This window comes from Candidatus Harpocratesius sp. (assembly GCF_054039255.1).
The window spans coordinates 57,236-74,601 of record NZ_JBPLBG010000034.1; the positions used below are offsets into that span (position 1 = coordinate 57,236).

16 protein-coding genes are annotated in these 17,366 nt (G+C 29.7%); 10 read left to right on the plus strand and 6 right to left on the minus strand.

Translation table 11 applies throughout. The annotated features are described in order from the left end of the window. Window positions 1–242 precede the first annotated feature (242 nt). Window positions 243–509, plus strand: a complete 267-nt coding sequence (locus tag ACXLDF_RS07830) for a hypothetical protein (RefSeq protein ID WP_457557951.1) — start codon at window positions 243–245, stop codon at window positions 507–509. Between the two features lie 9 nt (window positions 510–518). After that, the gene (locus tag ACXLDF_RS07835) at window positions 519–938 is read left to right on the plus strand and encodes a type II toxin-antitoxin system VapC family toxin (RefSeq protein ID WP_457557952.1); all 420 of its coding nucleotides are present in this window, start codon (window positions 519–521) and stop codon (window positions 936–938) included. A gap of 69 nt (window positions 939–1,007) precedes the next feature. On the opposite strand, the gene ACXLDF_RS07840 is transcribed toward ACXLDF_RS07835, so the two are convergent. After that, window positions 1,008–1,787, minus strand: a complete 780-nt coding sequence (locus ACXLDF_RS07840) for a coiled-coil domain-containing protein (RefSeq protein ID WP_457557953.1) — start codon at window positions 1,785–1,787, stop codon at window positions 1,008–1,010. Window positions 1,788–2,117: 330 nt separating this feature from the next. Between ACXLDF_RS07840 and ACXLDF_RS07845 the strand changes: the two genes are divergently transcribed. The 4 genes from ACXLDF_RS07845 (at window position 2,118) to ACXLDF_RS07860 (ending at window position 5,907) form a co-directional block, all read left to right on the plus strand. After that, complete coding sequence (locus ACXLDF_RS07845) at window positions 2,118–2,729, plus strand: flavodoxin family protein (RefSeq protein ID WP_457557954.1); 612 nt, start codon at window positions 2,118–2,120, stop codon at window positions 2,727–2,729. Then, on the plus strand, window positions 2,726–3,460 hold the full coding sequence (locus tag ACXLDF_RS07850; protein ID WP_457557955.1) for a flavodoxin family protein: 735 nt from the start codon (window positions 2,726–2,728) through the stop codon (window positions 3,458–3,460). Before ACXLDF_RS07845 ends, ACXLDF_RS07850 begins: the two co-directional genes overlap by 4 nt. A 297-nt stretch (window positions 3,461–3,757) precedes the next feature. Then, window positions 3,758–4,861 (plus strand): prenyltransferase/squalene oxidase repeat-containing protein, encoded by a 1,104-nt coding sequence (locus ACXLDF_RS07855; RefSeq protein ID WP_457557956.1) that lies wholly within the window; start codon window positions 3,758–3,760, stop codon window positions 4,859–4,861. A gap of 2 nt (window positions 4,862–4,863) precedes the next feature. Beyond that, entirely contained in the window at window positions 4,864–5,907 is a 1,044-nt protein-coding gene (locus tag ACXLDF_RS07860) for a class I SAM-dependent methyltransferase (protein WP_457557957.1), read from the plus strand. A gap of 502 nt (window positions 5,908–6,409) precedes the next feature. Here ACXLDF_RS07860 and ACXLDF_RS07865 read toward each other — a convergent pair. Both ACXLDF_RS07865 and ACXLDF_RS07870 read right to left on the minus strand, forming a co-directional pair. Next, a complete protein-coding gene (locus tag ACXLDF_RS07865) occupies window positions 6,410–7,213 on the minus strand; it encodes a ribonuclease III family protein (protein ID WP_457557958.1) in 804 nt (267 codons plus the stop codon). A gap of 112 nt (window positions 7,214–7,325) precedes the next feature. After that, entirely contained in the window at window positions 7,326–7,814 is a 489-nt protein-coding gene (locus tag ACXLDF_RS07870) for a MarR family winged helix-turn-helix transcriptional regulator (RefSeq protein ID WP_457557959.1), read from the minus strand. A gap of 198 nt (window positions 7,815–8,012) precedes the next feature. Between ACXLDF_RS07870 and ACXLDF_RS07875 the strand changes: the two genes are divergently transcribed. The 4 genes from ACXLDF_RS07875 (at window position 8,013) to ACXLDF_RS07890 (ending at window position 13,800) form a co-directional block, all read left to right on the plus strand. Beyond that, entirely contained in the window at window positions 8,013–8,753 is a 741-nt protein-coding gene (locus ACXLDF_RS07875; protein ID WP_457557960.1) for an ABC transporter ATP-binding protein, read from the plus strand. Continuing rightward, window positions 8,753–11,101: an FtsX-like permease family protein gene (locus ACXLDF_RS07880; RefSeq protein ID WP_457557961.1), complete on the plus strand. Its 2,349-nt coding sequence runs from the start codon at window positions 8,753–8,755 to the stop codon at window positions 11,099–11,101. The genes ACXLDF_RS07875 and ACXLDF_RS07880 overlap by 1 nt, the downstream gene beginning before the upstream one ends. 540 nt (window positions 11,102–11,641) lie before the next feature. Continuing rightward, window positions 11,642–12,157, plus strand: a complete 516-nt coding sequence (locus ACXLDF_RS07885; RefSeq protein ID WP_457557962.1) for a hypothetical protein — start codon at window positions 11,642–11,644, stop codon at window positions 12,155–12,157. Window positions 12,158–12,429: 272 nt separating this feature from the next. Then, window positions 12,430–13,800: an MFS transporter gene (locus ACXLDF_RS07890; protein ID WP_457557963.1), complete on the plus strand. Its 1,371-nt coding sequence runs from the start codon at window positions 12,430–12,432 to the stop codon at window positions 13,798–13,800. Between the two features lie 53 nt (window positions 13,801–13,853). Here ACXLDF_RS07890 and ACXLDF_RS07895 read toward each other — a convergent pair whose 3' ends face one another. The 3 genes from ACXLDF_RS07895 to ACXLDF_RS07905 form a co-directional block, all read right to left on the minus strand. After that, a complete protein-coding gene (locus ACXLDF_RS07895; protein ID WP_457557964.1) occupies window positions 13,854–14,618 on the minus strand; it encodes a nucleotidyl transferase AbiEii/AbiGii toxin family protein in 765 nt (254 codons plus the stop codon). After that, complete coding sequence (locus tag ACXLDF_RS07900; protein ID WP_457557965.1) at window positions 14,615–15,334, minus strand: type IV toxin-antitoxin system AbiEi family antitoxin domain-containing protein; 720 nt, start codon at window positions 15,332–15,334, stop codon at window positions 14,615–14,617. The genes ACXLDF_RS07895 and ACXLDF_RS07900 overlap by 4 nt, the downstream gene beginning before the upstream one ends. 207 nt (window positions 15,335–15,541) lie before the next feature. After that, the gene (locus tag ACXLDF_RS07905; protein WP_457557966.1) at window positions 15,542–17,302 is read right to left on the minus strand and encodes a DHH family phosphoesterase; all 1,761 of its coding nucleotides are present in this window, start codon (window positions 17,300–17,302) and stop codon (window positions 15,542–15,544) included. Between the last annotated feature and the right edge of the window lie 64 nt (window positions 17,303–17,366).

Consider the following 17,366-nt stretch of genomic DNA (forward strand, 5'->3'; position numbering starts at 1 on the left):
AACTCTTCAAGGTTCTTAGTCAAACGATATTATTTGTAAATATTCAAAACTCTCGACAAGTAAAATATCAATAAAAGAAAAAATCAGACCTATTTGGATGTCTGATGCACATATTTACCTATTTTGTCAAACTGAGTCGGAATCTTTTCCTGTAAGTATCCTTCTTTTTGAAAAATTATAATTTTACACGAACGATAAGAAAAATAGAAAAGTATAATTAGTAGAATTTTCTACCTATAATTATGGCTAATGTAAAATTATCTGATAAAATGCGCCTCGATAAGCTACAAGCTAAAATTACTTTACATTTGGAAAAGAAAATTTCGCAACAAGATTTGCTAGATAAGTGCATTTCATATTCAGATGAACAATTTGATGATTTTTTACGGACTATGTTTGATACAATGAGACCAACAGATGAAATTATCGAACTAATACGAAATTCTTCGATTAAATCTGGATATGCTCATCCTGATTTAAGTGATGATGAATTAATATATGGGAGATAATAGCCATAAATGAAAATTTTAATCGATACTAATTTTTTTTATGCTTTGACTGATATTGATGATTCTCGTCATGATCGAGCTCTTGAAATTTTACAAACAACTAATTGGGATCAATTTTCTTTAATTCTTACAAATGTCTTAGTAATTAATGAAACCTATACTCTTTTAATGTATCGTTCACAAGGAAATACGCATTTATTTAAAGAATTGGATGAACTTTTTTGGGGGAAAAAGAAATTTTTTCAAATAATCTATCCAACACAACACGATTATCAACAAATTTGTGAAACAATTCAAAAATTTTCATCTTCAAAGAGGCAATTGAGCTTTGTTGATGCTTCTTTAATTTATTTAGGAAAGAAACTAACCGCACAGTATATTTTATCTTTTGATTCGCATTTTGATGGAATTCTTATCAGAATATCATAGATATATTTGGAGTTATAGTTATTAGAAAAGAAGGATTTTTGAAAAAATAAGAAAATTATTGATTTTTTTTTAGGTTATTATTTCCTTCGAGATTATTTTAATCTGGTGTTTTTGAGCAATTGTGTATATTTCACTATAGCATTCTTTAGAAATTTCAAGAGTGCATAAATATCTTCGAGCTGTTTTTTTAAAAATTTCCTTTTCCATGAATTCAATTTTTCGAATTATTTTTTCCATCTTGGTGGGATCGGTTATTTTATATGTAACTTCGCCAATGATCGGAGGTTCGGGACAAAATAGATCGATTTCAACATCTGTAGTATCTTTAAAAACATGATGATTTGGATCAGAGAAATGTCGACCAGATTCGATAAATGGAACATCAATATTCTCAGCTTTAAGCAGAGATTTTATTACATTTTTACAAAATAATTCAAAAGAAACATCTGCTCCAATGCTTATTTCATCTAACCGACGAAATACTAACGCAAAATTATTATCAACAGTTTTAAAGCGTTTGTCTATTTGTTTTTGCATGGCTTTAAATCGTTCATTCATCTGTATCTCCATATTTTCGAATCTTTTATCTATGGCTTCAAATCGCTTATTTATCTGTATTTGCATCGCTTCAAATCTTTTGTCCATTGCTTCAAATCTTTTATCCATTGCTTCAAATCTTTTGTCCATCGCTTCAAATCTTTTATCCATTTCTTCTATTAAATCTTTGATGTCCTCCCGTGTTGCAATTACTCCTGATAATGCAGTAATGATTGCCCCTTTAATTTCATCATTTTCCTTTATTAATTTTGGAAGGATTTTAATCAAATGTTTAATATCGAATTCAGCCATCTCCATATTAATTAACTTAATTAAAATTTAAAAAGGTATATAAATACAAGATTTATTTCAATATGAAAATGAATGAAAAAATCAAGAAATAATTCTATTCATTGCATATAGAAAGAAATCTAAAAAAGACTAAATTGAAAAATGTCATCCATATTTATTGTGACAATTTTTTCCATTTTCATCGTATTTTCAATCATTTTTGCAAGAATTTTCAAAATTCGTGTCCAAAAAGTAATATCACTTCATTCACAATGAAAGTATCGATTTTACTATTGATAGCAATTGGTTTCAATACCTTTTTTATATATATTAACATAAATCAACCATATTATGAACGTTCTTCTTTTGAATGGGAGCGCTTTGAATGAACACTCACAACAGCAATTTTTCAATTCTTTGGTTGAATATCTTAATTCTTTGTCCATAGATCTTCAAATTATGCATTTAAAGGATAAAAATATTGCTTATTGTAATGGATGCTTCTATTGTTGGGTTAAAACTCCAGGAAAATGTATAATTAAAGATGATGCTGAAGAAATCGCAAAAAAAATAATCCAAAGCGATCTTTTAATATATTTCACTCCTATTACGTTTGGTGGTTATTCTTCACTGCTAAAAAAGGCATTAGATCGACAAATCTGCTTAATTTCTCCATTCTTTACAAAAGTAAAAAATGAAGTTCATCACAAAAAACAATATAATAAGTATCCTTCTCTCTTAGGAATTGGGTATCAAAAACAATCTCAGATGTCAGATAATGATCTTATTGAACAACAGGTTTTTTTAAAATTACTTAAACGAAATTCAATTAATTTCTATTCTCCATTTACACAAGCACATATTTATGTAATGGGAACAGATATAAACGAATTCATGAATAAATTAAGCAAAAGTCTCTCTTCAATCATGAGATTAAATAATCAAGAGGTTTCAGTAAAATGATTTCACAAAACAATTCAGATTACAATATTATTCACAATTCAAATCACAAAATCCATCGAAATGCAGTTTTATTGATAGGAAGTCCGAAAAAAACAAAAAGTGCTTCAATGTCTCTGGGGTCATTTATAACAGATGCTCTTCATGATTATGGAGTCGAGATTGAAATTGAATTTCTTTACAAAACAATTGACAGAACAGAAAAAATGGAAGCTCTTTTTTCGAAATTAGATCATGCAGATTTAGTTATTCTTTCCAGTCCTCTTTATGTTGACTGTCTTCCTGCTGTAGTTGTTCGATTTATGGAGAAATACCAAGAACATCGAGAAATAATATCTATTCAAGATAATAATAAAAAATCAAAATTTGTTTCAATAATAAATTGTGGATTTCCTGAAAGTGAACATAATTATGTTGCTATCTCCATTTGTAAGCAGTTTTCATCTCGAATTCAGTGGAAATGGTTAGGGGGATTAGCAATTGGTATGGGTGGTTTTTTTAATGGCCGGAATATTAACCAATTAGGTGCACCTGTAAAAAAGTTATCTCAATCATTGAAAATTGTGGCAGAATATATAAATAAAGGCGAGGAAATTCCTGAACATATCTTAAGGACTGTATCATTACCTTTAATGCCAAAAAAAATGTATACTTCTATAGGTAATTTAGGTTGGAAAAAAATGGCAAAGAATTTCAAAATGAAAAAACATCTGAAAGATACACCTTATTCTTAATTCCATGATTTTTTAATTCCAAAATGATTTTAGATTTATTAAAATAGATCTTAATATTCGCTGAGTGATGAAGTTCCTTAAAATCACCTTCATGTTTTAACATCTTTTTTTTAATCATTGATAAGAAAATTCTTCCAGACTTTCGTGAAGTTGCTATGTTCTTATGTGCGAATAAGTTTTTTTTTACTTAATGAGAGTAAAACCTAATAAACAGAAAGCGCGAAAATCATTATTAGTATATAAAAAAATATTTAGAAATTACTTGAAATAACAATTAAGCGATTAGCAACGTAAGAAATGGTGAATAAAATTCAAGAGATCAAAAAAGATATTTATCAAGCAATCACTAAGGCTTATAAATATTTATTTAATGAAGGAAAAGGATGTTTTTTTTGGACAGATGTTCGATCAACTGCTTTAGTCGGAATTGCATTAAGTTACAGAGAACCTTATGATTCTCAATGGTTGATAGAGATAAAAAAATGGTTAAAATTGCAATTATCAGAAATAGATCAAGAAAAAAAGACATGGAATGAACAAATATGGGATACTGCACTTGCTCTATTATGTTTAAATGAATTTGGAGATAAGAATGATAAAGATTTCAAAATGGCAATGAATTGGCTGTTATATTTATATAATCATAATAATCGAAACAATTGGCATGATGAACCATGGGAAACGGCTTGGGCCTTGATCGCAATTTTAAAAAGTAATTATTTCTCAGAAAATCAACAATTAGTAAAAAATGCATTTTATTGGTTAAAATCACTACAAAATGAAGAAGGGAATGTAGTATCACCTCATTATACTGCATATTATATAATGATAATCAATCTTTTACTTCATGAAGTATCTAATGATTTAACAACTCAAGAAAGTTCTGAACTTCAGCAATCACAAATTAATGCAGTAAATTATCTCAATTCAATATTAAATAAGGATATTCTATGGACCGGAGAACCTTGGTCTAATGGACAAATTTTATGGGCTTTAGCTGAAAGTGGAAATATATTTCTTAAAGAAGGAAAAATGATTGAAATAATAGAATGGTTTATAAAAACACAAGAATCAGTTGGAAGTTGGGAAGATTACGAAGATACAGCTTCAACGATAATAGGTTTAATCGCATTACTAAATTACATTGAAAAAACAAATAATAATGATAATAATAATTGTAAAAATTCAGAATTAATTATTTATAACATGTTAAGAAGATTATTAGCCACACCTATTGTAAAAAAGAAAAGAAAATTTATTGAAAAAAGTATTGATGGATATACAATTATTAGTATTTCTCCTTCTTTAAAAAAATGGATTGGAATTTTATTACCAATTATTGGAGGCATTTCTTCAATTATTGGATTTTGGCAACAAATTACTGATATGTTTGGAGGATAATTGTGCAAAAGATTTCAAAAATCTTTAATGATATGGGCAAAGATTATGATAATTTAAGAGATCTTTGGTATTCTTGGCTTTTTTCCAGATTACATGCCTTTATCACAGAAAATATCATAAAATCAAATAATCCAAAAAAAGTTCTTGATGTCGGCTGTGGAACAGGATTTCAAAGCATTTTGCACGCATATGCAGGAAGTGAGGTATTTGGAATTGATATTGCAAACAAATTAATTGAAATCGCAAAAGATAAAACAAAATATATGGACAAGTCGCCTCTTATCCTTTTTCCTATTTATTATAGTTATGTAAAAAAATATAATATATTTATTAATAAAATTCTTAGAAATATTAAACAAAAACCATTATCATTAAAACAACCTAATTTTAGAATTGCTGATGCAACTTCACTACCCTTTAAAGATAATTTATTTGATCACATTAATTGTTGTGGAAGTGTACTTAATTTCATACCGAATTATAAAGAAGCGATTAATGAAATATCAAGAGTGTTAAAACCAAATGGTACTTTTGTAATTGAGGTAGATATGAGATGGAATTTGGATGTTTTCTGGACTGTTCTTGATGGTCTTATTAAAGGAAAAATTGGATTAAGCAATAATATTTGGGAAGGACTCAAACTTATTTTTAGGAAGCCATCAGAAAATGTAAAAATACGTTTTCCGTTTGGAGAAAAAAAGAAACCGATTAATATGGATTTAGTTTTATTTACAAAAAAATCGTTCATAAATCACCTAAAAGAGAAAAATTTAATTATAGAACAATCTTGGCCAATACATTCGATAACAAATATAATTCCTAGTGTATATTTGGATTCTTTCCGTCCTTCACCTTTTTTAAAAAAACTTTTTCAAGTTTTAGCCAAAATTGAAGAAGTTTTGTATTTCTTTCCAGGTTGTAGTCAGGTATTCTTTGGAAAAAAGTACTCGAACGGAGAAATGTATTTCCCTTTTAACCATAACCTTACAAGCACTGAATTCAAGATTGACAAAACCTCATATATAATAAAATCACACCCAAATTGAAATAATTATAAATGAAATAATATTTTTATTGAAATTTATAGGAAATTTATTTACATAAAAAGAGGAAACATCTTTAGGATCTAACTCTGAAAAATCTTAATGATTTTTAAAAAAGCGTTTAATATATAAAAGATAAGATTTTCTAAATTCGAATTAGACAATTTTCAGAAAATTCAATATAATTCTTAAGCTTTTTTTTGGAAGTATCATTTTTTATTATTATTTAGCCTTTATCTCAATGTAAGATAAAGAATCTACATGAATACATTATTTTTAGCTGTGAATCAAAAGAATGGCCGAATTATTTGCGATTATAACTTCATTAATCCTTTTTCTTCTTCAATAATAAATAGCTAAATTAAAAATAATCTTCTGCATATCAATCATCGCATTCATGGATATTTAATTGATAATAATCTTTTGGATTATGAAGAAGCAATCAAATTTAGTAAATATGATAAAATTTCTGGATTTGCGGGATATAATCAATGCTTATTGTAAATTACGACATTGGAATATATTCTAAAAAAATTTGATCGCAAAGACGTTCGGCGGCATTGATTTCTGCTGTTTTTTTATTTGAGCCTTCACCTATTGCCATTCGCACCCACTGTGGAGGTCCCGCAAACAATATTGCCGATACCTTAACTCGAAACAGCGGATTATGTTCAGGACCTGACTGTTCAATCAGTGTATATTTGGGGATCTCTAAACTTTGCTTCTGACACAATTCCTGCAACATTGATTTTGCATTTTTTGGAGTCAACCCTAAAGATTTATAGAAAACTTGATTTTGGGCTTTATTTTCCACATCTTCAGGTGATAAGGGTGGTTTGGGAACTCTTTTGGGTCTTTTTCCCATTTTAGCTTGAATCATTTCCCAAACATCCACACATTTCCGGTATCCAAAATTTAAAAAAATAGCTCCAAAAAAAGCTTCAAGAATATTTGCTTTATCTTTAATTGATGGCGAATATTTGGCGGCAGTTCGAATAAATTGTTGAATTTTCAGCTGATCAAAGACATTTGCCAAGTATTCGTTATTTACTATTTGTTTTCGTAGCTCTGTCAAAACACCTTCTTTAGCATTGCTTTCTCGGATGAGTTCTTCAGCTGTAACTAGATCAAGAACTGAATCACCGAGAAATTCAAAACGTTCATAATCTTCAGCATATGGTTCTATACTTTTATAAGACGGATGGGTGAATGCAGTAATTATCATTGGAAGAACAATATTGTGCAAATTAAATGATTTCAGCCATGAAACCAAATTCTTTTTGAATTGTTGCGAGATAATTTCATCCATCTTTCTCTATGCTCTTTTTATCAATATAATTATTATTTCAAATAATTGATTTTTTTTAAGAATGTATAAAAAACGATGCGTGACTTTATTTTCACCAGATATGATAAAAGCATTATTGCTTATCTGTGAATATATTAAATGAAGTATTTAATTTATGGAGAATATTGATTAAACTTTCTATTTCTTCATTTGTGAGAACATCCAAAATATCTTTTATTTCTTTTTGTTGAAACTCCATTCCCTTATCATAAATTATTTTTCCCTTTTTTGTAAGTTCTATTTCTACAACACGTCTATCTGAAGATTTATTTGCTCGCTGAACAAATCCTCTTTTAATCAATGTATTTACACTGCCTGTTGCCGTACCTGGGCTGAGATGGAAGAATTCTGCATATTCTTTCATCTTGCATTTGCCATGTTTTCCAATAAAGATGATTGCATTGTAAGTTTTACCAAAAGGATCTTTATGAAAGAGTAAACCTTGCTTATTAATAAATTTAAGAAGTCTGGGGCGATTTTTCGATAGTAACTCCCGTATATTTTGCATAAAGGTGATAAAAGATGCAACTACTTCATCATGTTTAGAATCCATTAAGTTCATTAAGATACAAAGGATTATTATATATTTAACTTTTCGAATAGTTCGAAATTCAAATATTTCGGATTCCGAAATATTTTTTAATACTCGCCCTAATGTTTTTTTAGTAAATCTTTCTCTACAGAAATGGATAATTTCTATGATTACAAAGAGAAGGAATAATCATCACTAGATTAAGATAGAAATATGTGTGGATAAATTATGTCAAACAAGCAAAATGAAGCGATTATCAAAATTTCTCAACTAAGTAAAATTTACAAACTTGGTGAGTTTCAAGTTAAGGCACTCGATCAAGTTTCATTTGAAATTCCTCCTGAACAAGTTGTTTTTATTATGGGACCATCAGGTTCTGGAAAAACAACTCTTCTAAACTTGATTGGGGGTATCGATTCTGCCACCAATGGTTCAATAATTGTATGCGGGGAAGAAATTTCAGAGTTTTCATCTGCGAAATTGACAAAATATCGCAAAAAACGTCTATCCTTTGTATTCCAATTTTATTCGTTAATTCCTACACTTACAGCGCGAGAAAATGTTGAATTAACTATGGAATTAATGAAAAAATATTCAATAAATGGTGGAAAAAAGCGTCTTCATGAAGAAGCTGAACAATATTTAGAAATGGTTGAATTAAAAGATAGAATTCATAATTTTCCATCACAACTTTCAGGAGGAGAAAGACAGAGGGTTGCTATTGCTCGTGCCCTTGCAAAAAATCCTGATATTCTTCTAGTTGATGAACCTACAGGTCAACTTGATCAGAAAACTGGAGAAAAAATTGTGTCACTAATTCAAAGAATTGCTAAAGAACGAAGAATTACTGTTATTTTAGTAACTCATGATCCAACAATGGTTAAATATGCCGATCGTATAATCGAATTGCGTTCTGGGGCGATTGTTTCAGATTCTATAAACTATGAAAAAATCGAGGCGATAAATTAATGCAAAAAATCTACAAAGCAGTATTTCGTGATTTATACTTTAATTTTTCTCGATCATTTATCACATATATTTCTCTCTTAATCGTTATTGCCTTTCCAATTGCTCTTTTATCTACTGCTCCTTCAATGGAATATTCCATTAATAATAATAATGAAGAATATAAATTAGCGCAATTGGACATCCGATTTACAGGTACACCACCATCAACTATTGATATAATTAATGAAACGATCAAAGATACATTAGGTAAATACCCTGATGTTATAGCCTCGCGATTGATATCAAACACTAAGTTATTTCACAAACAAGAATGGTACCAATTAAATGTTGTTGGGATTAATCCTGAAGAAGAATTAGCATTGAATAAAATAAAAATTCAAGAAGGAACATGGAATATTTCAGGAAATGAAGCAATAATCGTTAAATCTTTTGCAGAACACTTAAATGTAACAATTGGTGATTCGCTATTTTTGTTTGATCATGGAGAATTTAAGAATTATTATGTTGAAGGGATTGTTGAAGCAATTGACAGTTTAAGCTATGATTTGTCTCAAGAAGGACTTGTTTATATTGAGGAGACTGATTTTCGTGCACTTTTTGATCTTCCGGCTCCACTAATAAATGATATTCTTATCTTTTTTGCAACCGATATTAGCAAAGATGAAATTCTTTCATGTTCTGAAGCATTACGGGATGAATTTGTAATGCACAATATTCCATACACTGTTCAATGGCATACTTTAGAAAATGGATTGAATGCTGCTTTATCTGATACTCTTAATCTTACTTCTAAATATCTAAATATCGCTGTTGTACAAATTATTATTATTATTGGATTGGTTATCTATATTATTACTAAACGTTATGCTGTAGAACAAAGAAAACAAACTGGAATGCTCTATTCATTTGGCTTTTCTTCTCGGCAGATTATGAAGGCTTTTCTTCTCAGGACTATTATTCTTTTAATTATTGCAATTGTATCTGGTATTGTTCTTTCCTGGTTTCTATTAAATTACCTCTCAAGTTTTCTTGGTTCTCAATGGGGGCTTATAGTTGTTTATCCTGCATTTTCAAATCTTGCAATTACTGAAGTCATTGCTTTGGCTTGTACTATTTCATTATTCTTTACTTATTTGGCTGCAAAAGAAAATGTTTCACTGACTCCCTATGAAGCTATTAGGGGAAAAAAAAAAGAGTTTGAAATGAAACCTCGAAGATTTCTTGATCATTTTATTCAAAAATTACCTCTTCAAGGAAAATTAGCAATACGCAATATTTCCCGAAATCGTTTACGAAGTATTTTTACTGCTTTAGCTTTCTGTTTTTCAGTAATATTGTCTTTCTCATTAATGGCTGTACAAACTAATCTTAATCAGACTCAAGATGATTTTTTTCAAAATATTCAATGGGATATTAAAGGCGTGTTTACTAACTATGATTTTAATGAGACAATATTTGATAATCTTAGTAAATATGATGGAATAAAAGAAGCTGAACCTATATTAGAGACATATATTCAACCTTATGAACATTATAATAAGCTTGCCATGATAGTTGGAATTGTTGCAGACTCAGAATTGATGTGGATCGATCTGCAAGAAGGATCCACATTTTCTTCTTCTAATTCATCAGAATGCATAATGTCTCAATATTTAGCAGAACATTTGGGTTATTCAATTGGAGATAAATTTAGTTTTGTTTTTCAATTTAAACAAATTAATTTTACTGTTGTAGGATTAACCCGCGATATGGCAACTCCCCTATCCGTTTATATTCAATTACCTTATCTTGAAGAAGTACTAGGGTTTATGCCAATTAATGGAATGGTTGCTGTAACAGAAGAAGGGCAAGGGAAAGATGTACTAAACTATTTAAATATGCAAGATTCGATTTCTATGGCGGTACAATCTTCTACGCTTGAAAAACGGATGAATGTCATTATCTCTACCCAAACTTTGGTAGTGGAAGTTATGGCTATTTTAGGATTTAATATTTCTTTTCTTTCAATCTTTTCTACTGCCACTATTATTATTCTAGAGCGGGAGCGAGAATATTCCTTGCAAAGAATATTTGGATTCTCAAAATACCAAGTTATAATGCAAATATTAATTGAATTGGGCTTATTAGCGTTGATTTCTCTTGTTTTTGGATATGTCGGAGGAAATATTTTTGAAATTTATCTTCTAAATCTATTATCTTCCATATTCTTTAAAATCGACGCATACTTCAAAATTGCGAATTACCTGATTCTACTAGGTTTTACCTTTTTAACCGTTTCGATTTCGATTACTCCACAGTTAAGTCTTTTGCAGCAAAAATCTTTGCCTAAAGGAATTATGGAAAATTAAAATATAAGTATCGAAAAGTAAAAGAAAAGAGTATTTTATGAAAAAAAAAATGTAAGAAGTTTTAGTAGAATTCGATGATCTGAAGGATTTTAAAAAATCTTGCATAGGTTATCCATAATACCCAAACTTATTCGCACTAATCCCAATCTGAAAGTGTCAAACGTAGTAACCATACGATAATAATTGACCTAAATAATCTAAATCATATAGAATCTGTATGTATTAGATACAAATTTCATTTTTTTCTTAAGAATCCAAATAGTTAAATCTCTTTTGCTGGGGCTTATGGTGCGAAAAAAAATAAAGATAAGAAAAAAAACTCTTGAATTTTTATTGTTCTTTTAATTTAGGATATTATTAAACAAATCCACACACTCATAGATTACTTTATTTTTATTTAATCGAAAAAAGTTATTAAAAGGTTGAATATATTTAAAAATAAGTTTATTTAATTAATTTTTGAACATTTAATGTTCAACAGAAATAACTAAATCGTCATTAAAAATTAATTTAAGTAAATTATCTTTGGTGTAAAAAGAAATGTCGAATGAAAAATTGATAAATAGGCGTGAAGAAAATTGGAAGAAATATGAACCAATTATTTCTATCGTGGGTAAATATTCTTGGGGTTTTATCGTTTTGACATTGATAATTCAAACAATTGTTGTAATTAGCAATTTTAAAGCATTGAATGATGCCAAAGCTGCACTTGATCTATTATCTCCAAATGTATTGTTTTATGATGTATTTAAAGCAGAATATGAACATCAAATTGCTGTTGCACGATTTGCAATAATCTGGTTTTTTATTTCAGCTGTGGTTATGGCAGGGTTAATTTTAATTGCAATTCTTCCATTTGCTAAAAAATGCGGAGAAAAAGATTGGCATGGGATTAAAAATGACGTATTTACTGTAGGTAATTACAGAATTCCAAAAATTTTAGCATTTGCAGTGTTTCTTGAATTCTTTACCTATGGTTATGGTGCTTTAATTATCCTAATTTTGGTTTTATTGATAATTTTTATGGAACCAGAACCAATGCAGTGGAAAACTTGAAATATATAAAAAAATTGGCAATCTTTTTTGAAATTAATATCAATGGTGCGAATAATTTTTTTTTGATTTTTTTATTCCAATTTTCATGAGCTATACCCTTCTTTTAGTATAAAACAGCGAATTTGGTGGAGAATTGTACCTGAATAATAAAATTTTGGGAGTTATAATAATAAAGGATTAAAACTTATTCGCACATTCACATTTAATGCAATTAAAATCAGAATATTTTTCAACCATTTCTTTTTTATATAAGTTCAAGCAAGATTCTTGTAATGAACGAACAAAATACATTCACTGACAGAAAGAATTTAGTAAAAAATACAAGGGTTACTCCCATAGGAATACAAACCTGGTTAGTCATAACCATTTTAGGCATTGCTGGACAATTAGCATGGTCGGTTGAAAATTCGTGGTTTAATGTTTTTGTGTATGATGAAATCACAGAAGATCCTACTCCTGTTGCATGGATGGTTGCAGTTAGTGCTGTTACCGCTACTGTTACCACTATTTTAATCGGTGCATTAAGTGATCGTACACAATCAAAAATGGGAAAACGAAAACCTTACATACTTTTTGGTTATATACTATGGGGAATTATAACTGCGCTATTTCCTATGGTGGAATTAATTCAACAGCTGAGCGTGGCGGTTTTTATGGTTGTTTTCATGGATGCAGTTATGACTATTTTTGGTTCTACTGCTAATGATGCATGCTTTAATGCATGGATAACGGATATCACAGATCATACAAATCGCGGTAGAGTCCAAGGAATTCTGATGATGACTACTTTAATTGCTAATTTGATAGCCATTGGGGCTTCCGGATTCATCATTGATGCATATGGATATTTTATCTTCTTCTATTTTTTGGGAGGGATCGTTTCTATTGCAGGTTTTATTGCTGGGATTCTAGTTAAAGAACCTCCGCAAAATTATCCAGATTATGAAATAGTTACTGAAAAATCAGAGTTAGTAAATAAACAAAGAGTTAAAAAGTCATTTTGGAAAGATATTATCTACGCTTTTCGACCAAACACGATAAAACATCACCCTTTACTTTATGTATTACTCTCCACTATGGCATTAATCAATATTGGAGGGCAAGTTTCAGCACCATATCTTTTTGTGTATTTAGAAAATTATTTGGGCTTTTCTAAAGGAGATGTATCGATTGTAGGCGGTGTGGTTATTCTTATTTCTGCAATCGCTTCTGTAATCTATGGATTAATTAGCCACCGAATGCCTCGAGATTTTGTATTGCTTATTACAATTCTTAGTAATAGCATATTATCTCTATTATTTGCATTGATCAAGGAGATAATTCCCATCATCTTGCTATATTCAGTGATCCTATCCCTTCAAATGATAAACAGTATCGTGTTGGAATCCTGGATTCAAGATTTATATCCACCTAGCGATCGTGGAAAGTTCCAAGGTGTCCGGATGGTAGCTTTTGTAGCAATCCCTATGATTTTTGGACCAATTATTGGAAATGCAGTAATTCATCGTTATGGAATTCCTAGTATAATACAAGAAGGAGGATATATCCCTACATCTGAAATTTTTATCTTTGGAGGTTTGGTTAGCCTTTTTGCTTTGATTCCAGCTGTAATTATAATATTATATAAAAAAAAGCGAAAATAGATTTTTTTTTCTTAATGTAAAATAATCTAACGAAATTTAGTTGGAAGTAAAATTTAGATTTGGTGTTTTATGATTTCAGATATTTGATTAGATATTTGGCTAAATGGTGGAATTTTTTGCCATACTATTGGCTGAATAATTCGTTTCCATTTCTTTTGAGAATAATTCAAGCATTCAAGAAATTTATCTAGATCCCATCGAATATTGTAATAATTTAGTTTTGATTGAACCAATTTCAAATTAAATTTTACTCCCTTTATCAGTAAAAACCAAAGATCGAAAATATCTCGAGTACGTTTTCTACTCATAACCGCACGGATTTTTTCTGCCAAAATTTCTTGTAAGTCCATAAAAGATATAAAAAAAGGGAGAATATCTGGAAAAATGGGTTGAAAATATTCCTTTTTTGCTGGGAGTATTACTTTTTCTCGAAAACTTATTTCAATTTTTAGATAACTTATACTTTTTTCACTCTCATATAATGGACCTTTTGCCCCGATCCGAAAAGAATTGCTAATATCAGTTTCTTTTATAGTATCAATATTTGAAAAAATCCCATAATTTGCTAATTCACTTTGAATTATTTTTGAAATTTTGTTAATTGTAGTGGTTTCAGATTTCAATGAAGTAAAATCGAGATCTTCTGAAAACCGGGGAAGATGGGCAAACATCATTAAAGCAGTTCCTCCTTTAAAAACGAATTCAGTTTTTGAATAAATCGCTTGTAAGGCAATCGTCTGAAGATAAGATTTTTCAAGGTGATATAAGCTTTTTTTGTTAATCCGAGCAATTTTTTCTAATTCTTCACGCAATATCATTGATTATCAACTCCAAGTTCCTTATTTACATATATTCTCCATTTATGATTGAAAACTCCTTTATAACTATTATCAGGAACTAATTTATATACTGTGGTTGATTTTCTTTTTAACGAGGTTGGAATTTCAAGATAATCCAATAATACCCCCAAACGACTGATTACTGCTTCAGATTTCATTTGAAGTGCATATCTTTCAATTAATTCTAAATTAAATCCTTTTTGAAGAGCAGAAAGCAAATCGTTTATATGGATATAACTAGGTAAATATAATGCATCCAAAACTGCTTTTTCAAGATCTGCTACTAAATAAAAAGAATTACGATAGAAGATTTTGCGATATCCAAAGATGAGAGTGGGTTTAATTTTTAAAAAATAAACATTATACTGATTTAGAATTCGAGTTGGACTGTGAATTTTTTTAGAAGTAATGACATAATAATCGTTAATAATTTGGTCGAACCTATTATGAAGGAATAATGCAGTTGTAAGTGAAAAGTATGAAGGTTGGTAAAGTTGTGTGGCTATAAGGAGTGGATCGTCTATTAAGGCAAATTTACCTTTATATACAGAATAAATTTGTTGTTTCTGTTTCATCCGATTAATAAGAACATAAGCAGATCGAGGTTTAATTCCAGCAAGATGAGAGAGTTCTCTCGGTGTAAATACATTTTTTTTTGTTTTTTCTAACTTTTGAAAGAGTTCATACCGATTCAATATTGATTACCTATATAATCATGATAATTACAATTATTTATATTTACCGTAAAATCATAACAATTTTGATATGATTTTGTACTTAAAACGAAAGAAAAATACAAAAAAGAATGCAGAAATAATAGAAGAATTATATAAGAATTTTCTTAAAAGTTGTAAAAATATTTCTTATTTACTGCTTGTAATCGTATTGATTCAAGATTCAAATCATTCCACATCTTTATTCAATTCTTTTAATTTCATTTTAACTGCATTTAGGATTTTTTGTCCATACAGCTCTAAAAATTTAATAGACCCTGCTTGCTCATGACCGCCTCCTTCTATAGCCGCGAGGGGAAATTGCTTTTGTAAATAGAGCAACAATTCAGGAACTGGAAGGAGTGCTTCAGTTGCTCTAATAATAATCCCATCACTGAAATAACCTATGGAAAAAACTGGTTTGGAGTCAGTTTGAGCTGCGATATGATCATGAATTAATCCAAGAGTTTTTCCTGGTGGGGGATATTTTCCTCTCTGAGTAAATTGTTCCAAGTTTAAAGTTACAACTTTTACAGCAGTAAAATCACTTATTTGAATATGAGGCAAAATTCGGTTCAATGCTTCATCAAAATATCGATCTACCTCTTGAGCCACTAACTGCACCATTTTATCATTAGTAAAAACTTGTTCATAGACCCCTTCTCCATCTTCAAATCTGAAGTGAAAGGCTAAATAATCAATAACTTTAGCCATATCTAAAAGTTCTTCTCGGCTTTTTCCCGATTTTTCAATACACTTATCAATTTCTTCTCCTTCACATCGATCACCCGCTCCTGCTACTGCAGGATATAAAGGAGCATCGAGATCTTCATCAATAAACCGCGCTAATTCGTATCCCAACATACCACCACTTGTTTGAGAATCCCAACCAAAAAGATATGGATTTAAGTGAAATTGAAGATAATCACAGATCACACTTTTTCCTTCAATAATTTCTCCTGGATTGTGATGATCCACAACTATACATTCATAGGCAAAACTTTTGAGAACCTGAAGAGCAAACAAATTTTCAGGAGTTGATCCTGTATCCAAAAGAAGGATTAAAGGAGACTTATCACCAAAATGATTTGTATATCTATTAAATTTGCTTATATCTCGAAATAAATCTATTTGATCATAAAATGGAGAAACACTTGGGCTTCGATATAGCTTATTTTTCGGATCAATATTATTTCTTTTCATTTCGTTAAGAATTGCTTGTTCAACAGCCAAACCGGCACATATCCCATCAGCATCATTATGATGGCGCACTAAAATTGGTTGTTGATCCATAATAGCGCGACGGATACGCTGTGCGATCGATATAAAACGTTCCTTCATACTTTCATATCGTTCTGATTCAATACTAAATGTAGTTCGGTGAGGTTTGCTTCTATTTTTTAATAATTCTTCAAAATCCATATTTGAAGAACGGATTGATTTAATTTCTATCTCTAATTGATCTCTATGAAATGTAGCTTTTCCAAAAATCTTAACAATTGAATCTTCTATTACTTCATCTTCAGTTAACGGATGGCTATCGTTTTCTTTAGATGATACAGCAGAATTCAAATTTGATTGAATTTTATCTTTATTAAGTGATGAATTAGACGAAAGTTTGGATTTTGATCGACTATCTTTAATTTGTAAATTTCCAAATGAATATATTTTAGAATCACTTTCAGAAATTTCGTTTACTGCTTCAAATTCATTTGATTTTTGCTGAAATATGCGCGTGTGGGCAACAGCTTCTATAGTTCCCGTTCCATCGAATATTGTCAAAATAATTGGTCCGGGTTTGACTTTACGAATAATTTTAACAGTTCCTCGATAGTAATCCCCATATTCAAGAAGATTAATTGACCGCTTAACCCTTCTCTTTGATTTATCTGAAGATTTCGATAAAATATCTTTAAACTCCTTTTCTCGATTATGGTATTGTGGACTCATTGAACCTTAATCACTCTCAAAAAATGGAATTTATCATATTTTATGATTTTACGCTTTTGTGACC

Bases quoted from the DNA above. Each gene is read 5' to 3' on its own strand.
- ACXLDF_RS07830 (WP_457557951.1), top strand. From the start codon at position 243: ATGGCTAATGTAAAATTATCTGATAAAATGCGCCTCGATAAGCTACAA.
- ACXLDF_RS07835 (WP_457557952.1), top strand. From the start codon at position 519: ATGAAAATTTTAATCGATACTAATTTTTTTTATGCTTTGACTGATATT.
- ACXLDF_RS07840 (WP_457557953.1), bottom strand. From the start codon at position 1,787: ATGGCTGAATTCGATATTAAACATTTGATTAAAATCCTTCCAAAATTA.
- ACXLDF_RS07845 (WP_457557954.1), top strand. From the start codon at position 2,118: ATGAACGTTCTTCTTTTGAATGGGAGCGCTTTGAATGAACACTCACAA.
- ACXLDF_RS07850 (WP_457557955.1), top strand. From the start codon at position 2,726: ATGATTTCACAAAACAATTCAGATTACAATATTATTCACAATTCAAAT.
- ACXLDF_RS07855 (WP_457557956.1), top strand. From the start codon at position 3,758: ATGGTGAATAAAATTCAAGAGATCAAAAAAGATATTTATCAAGCAATC.
- ACXLDF_RS07865 (WP_457557958.1), bottom strand. From the start codon at position 7,213: ATGGATGAAATTATCTCGCAACAATTCAAAAAGAATTTGGTTTCATGG.
- ACXLDF_RS07870 (WP_457557959.1), bottom strand. From the start codon at position 7,814: ATGAACTTAATGGATTCTAAACATGATGAAGTAGTTGCATCTTTTATC.
- ACXLDF_RS07875 (WP_457557960.1), top strand. From the start codon at position 8,013: ATGTCAAACAAGCAAAATGAAGCGATTATCAAAATTTCTCAACTAAGT.
- ACXLDF_RS07880 (WP_457557961.1), top strand. From the start codon at position 8,753: ATGCAAAAAATCTACAAAGCAGTATTTCGTGATTTATACTTTAATTTT.
- ACXLDF_RS07885 (WP_457557962.1), top strand. From the start codon at position 11,642: ATGTCGAATGAAAAATTGATAAATAGGCGTGAAGAAAATTGGAAGAAA.
- ACXLDF_RS07890 (WP_457557963.1), top strand. From the start codon at position 12,430: ATGAACGAACAAAATACATTCACTGACAGAAAGAATTTAGTAAAAAAT.
- ACXLDF_RS07895 (WP_457557964.1), bottom strand. From the start codon at position 14,618: ATGATATTGCGTGAAGAATTAGAAAAAATTGCTCGGATTAACAAAAAA.
- ACXLDF_RS07905 (WP_457557966.1), bottom strand. From the start codon at position 17,302: ATGAGTCCACAATACCATAATCGAGAAAAGGAGTTTAAAGATATTTTA.